General features: G+C 46.9%; 2 protein-coding genes. Both read right to left on the bottom strand.

The genetic code is table 11. The annotated features are described in order from the left end of the window. Positions 1 to 151 precede the first annotated feature (151 nt). The gene (locus tag VN429_RS02775) at positions 152 to 1,441 is read right to left on the bottom strand and encodes an AAA family ATPase (RefSeq protein WP_325629549.1); all 1,290 of its coding nucleotides are present in this window, start codon (positions 1,439 to 1,441) and stop codon (positions 152 to 154) included. A gap of 151 nt (positions 1,442 to 1,592) precedes the next feature. Then, complete coding sequence (locus VN429_RS02770; RefSeq protein ID WP_325629547.1) at positions 1,593 to 2,531, bottom strand: hypothetical protein; 939 nt, start codon at positions 2,529 to 2,531, stop codon at positions 1,593 to 1,595. Positions 2,532 to 2,850: the final 319 nt, after the last annotated feature.

Genomic DNA, 2,850 nt, shown 5'->3' with positions numbered 1-2,850 from the left:
TTTCATAAATTATTGTAGTCATTATATTGGTAGTAATTAAGAATTTGTCCGAATGATCAATGAACCTATTTATTTATCAGCAGTCTCCTTCTTTGCAGAGGGGGTAAATGAGGCCTCTCAAATATCAAACTATTGAGAATATATGAAGATTTCATGCCAACACCTGCTGTCGGGCATCAGTCACCGGTGATCGTATCGTCCCGTCCTCAATTACCACACCAATTTCCCCGGACCCATCGACCCGCTCCATGAAGATTTGCATCTCATACTCCCGGGCCATATCCTCAACAATCTTCAGACTGTCACTATCCAGGGCATTACCATCCCGGATGAGCAGCACCCGGAGGTCAGGGTTAAGGGCTATCCCCATGGCGATGCTTATCCTGATCTGCTCTGCCGTACTCGCCTGGGCGAATGAGATACCGTTAAACAATATCCCGGACTCATCAAATCCGAGTTCAGGAACCGGGAACTTCGCTGATGCAAGCGCCTCTTTCTTGTCATCATCAATGTCCCGGATTGCTTCGGCAATCTTATCTACAGCTGCCTCTGCCTGTTGTAACCGAGATAGCACAGAGGCTTTTTGCTGCTTTTGCCGGACCTGCTTATTGATAGACTCTATGTTTCCAAGTTTCTGATTCAGTCCCTCAACATCTGGAGCCTTGAAGGCGAGCACGATAGGCCGAAGTGCCTGGTACTCAGCATCCTTTTTGGTCAGGTGTTCCCGGAGACGTTTGACTTCGTTCTCGAGATCAATGATCTTTTTTGTTGTGATCTCAACTTCCTCATATAGAACTCTGCACTGTGCCTGTCGCTGGGTGTGTTCGTTTATGGCCTTCTGAGCATCCTGTAACTGTTTGAGCAAATCACCGGCTGATATTTCCTCTTCTGGAGTTTCCTCAGGGATATCCGGAATCTCCCGGATCTGCTGATACAGGCCGTTAACCTGTGCGGCAGCAGTATTCTTCTCCTGCAGGAGTTCGGCCCGTTCCTCTTCGAAAGCCGAGAAATCAATATTGAGGAGTTTCATCAAGGTCGTCCGCTGGTCTTTTGGTGACATCCGACAGAATTCAAGAGGGTCAAATCCGATCTCACTGACGAGTCTATCCAGGACGCTTTGAGGGCTCGGGTACTTTGCTCCCTCCCTGGTCGTAATGGTCAATAAGGACTTACCGCCCTCTTTCCAGGTCCTGGTAACAATGAGATCACCGAGATCTATCCTTACCTGTGCCGATTCCTGGCCACGCCGAATAGGTTCAGGGATGGAACCCATAGCAGCCCGCCAGCATAGAGCCGCCCATATGGCGTTAATGACCGATGACTTTCCGTTTGCATTCTTCCCGGTGATCTGAATAACGGGGGATCCATTCGGTGAGATTTCAACAGCCTCAACCCGCATGAAGTTCCGAATCTGCAAGTTGACGATGGAGAGAGGTGTCATGATTTCCCACCAGTTTCAGGACCTATGGCCTTTGTTATTTCTTTTTGCAATCCCCTCAATTCATCCTTATCCAGATAGTATGTTGTTTGGGAGAATCCTCGAAGTACGTAGCCCGGTTGAAATTCACATACAGAAATAGAGAATTTGAAGGTCATCCCACCACCTCACCTAAAAACAGCCCGGTTTGACCTTGTTGCTGATAATATATTGATGACCGGATCTTTTCAACAATTGAAGGTAACCACCGGAGTTGCATGTGCCTGACAATGCCCCGGTCGTGTTTGATCTCTTGAGGTACGTATCTGGCATACAGTTTCCCGGATGTAGTCGGTGTCCATTCTTTCCCGATCTTCCGTTGATAGCCGAGTCTCACCAAGGTTTTGTTAATCTCGATCGGGGATTTCCCCCCGAGTGCAATCCCTATATCGGTCGGGGTCAGGGTTGCTGGCTCCTGGAGAAGGGGATCAGTCTCGATCAGATTCTTCCAGGGAGTGAGAACATCTCCACAATGCGTGATTTCTTCGGTCACTGAGAATGCCATAGCCTTTGCAATGCCTGGTTCTACCCCTTCACCAATCATGATCCGGGAGATGGCGATCTGATCCTCAAGGACGATGGCCACCGGGGCATACTCCGGATGAGTTACTTCACCTGGTAATGCCGGGGTTTCGTCAGTAGCCTTGGAAAGTGTCTCACCCTGCTGATACCGGGTGTAGATCGATGCCATGTGGTTTTTCTTAGAATTTACTGCTTCAGCCACTACAGGATTTTTGATATATCCGGTTTCAATTTCCATTATTGCCCGGTGATATCCTTCGGTATTAATGAAAATTACCCGCGATGCATGGTTATCAATAACAGTGTCCAGTTTGGACATTGTGGGGTATTTTTCTTTGAATTCGCGTCTAGAGAAAGATATGAAGTGCTTTCCTTCTTCTAGGCGTTCGATGACCTTACGTGCATGACTAGGACTCAAACCTAGGGCCCGATAGATCCTTAACCAATAGAGATGAGGAACATCATCCATTACAATTCCGGTGAGATTATCCTCTGTCTCTGCGGTAATTACTTGAACTGATACGTTAGACATTATTTGTCTCCTTGGGGGATAACCAGCCTCTGAATCTTGGCAGAGTGGGGGCTGGATCTTATTCTGATGTCGATACTTGAGTCGGTTGAATTGAAGCAACCTTTTTAAGGCGTTCTCTCTCTTGTTCAATCAATTGTTTAGGTGTTAAAGATTTTCCGGATAGAAAAGACGAGATCAATGCATCAGCAACATCGCCCTTTTGAAACTGAGCATCCTCACAAAATTTGAGAAAAGAAGCCCTTACAGATGGATTAACACCGACAGAAAGATTTCGTCTATTGCTGCCCATGTATACCTATTGTATAGTTCAACTATATAG

Origin of the sequence: Methanospirillum sp. (genome assembly GCF_035560735.1) — an archaeon.
GTDB lineage: Archaea > Halobacteriota > Methanomicrobia > Methanomicrobiales > Methanospirillaceae > Methanospirillum.
The sequence above is the reverse complement of the archived record's forward strand: the minus strand, read 5'-3'. Positions and strand labels throughout refer to the sequence as shown.

Coding starts and splice junctions, on each gene's coding strand:
- VN429_RS02775 (WP_325629549.1), bottom strand. CDS start 1,441: ATGACACCTCTCTCCATCGTCAACTTGCAGATTCGGAACTTCATGCGG.
- VN429_RS02770 (WP_325629547.1), bottom strand. CDS start 2,531: ATGTCTAACGTATCAGTTCAAGTAATTACCGCAGAGACAGAGGATAAT.